The sequence below is a fragment of the Salipiger sp. ABF4_146 genome, assembly GCF_056161345.1.
Genome location: NZ_JBSWYX010000088.1, coordinates 1 through 371, shown reverse-complemented (window position 1 = coordinate 371; position 371 = coordinate 1). Strand labels below are relative to the sequence as shown.

The 371-nt window shown below is 61.5% G+C and carries 1 protein-coding gene; it reads right to left on the bottom strand.

The genetic code is table 11. The features are described 5' to 3' along the window. Positions 1-371 (bottom strand): transposase (locus ACXAJT_RS27670; RefSeq protein WP_475242262.1); only part of this gene is annotated, 371 nt, incomplete at both ends.

Below are 371 nucleotides of genomic sequence, written 5' to 3'. Positions count from 1 at the left end.
GGGATCGGAAGGAGCTTTGCGAGCTTCCGGAGGTTCTGTGCGGCGGCTGCGAGGTGGAATTCATCACGTGCGCCGCTCGGGCCTCGCAATCCGAGACGGTTGAGGCCCAGGATGCGCTTCAAATGCGCGAAGAGCATCTCTACCTTTTTCCGGAGCTTGCAGGAGATCGCGTAGCCGGGCGTCTGAGCAATCGCACGCGCCCGATCCCGGGAGGGCTCGAAGATCGACCGGAGGATTTTCCGCGAGGGCGTCTTGGGGCAGCAATGCGCTTTCAACTCGCAGGGGCGTTGTTGCGCAAATCTAGGGGATTCATCTCGTGAATCCAGCATGCTAGCCGGGCAGCATGAGCAGACCTCCGAAGCCGACCTACA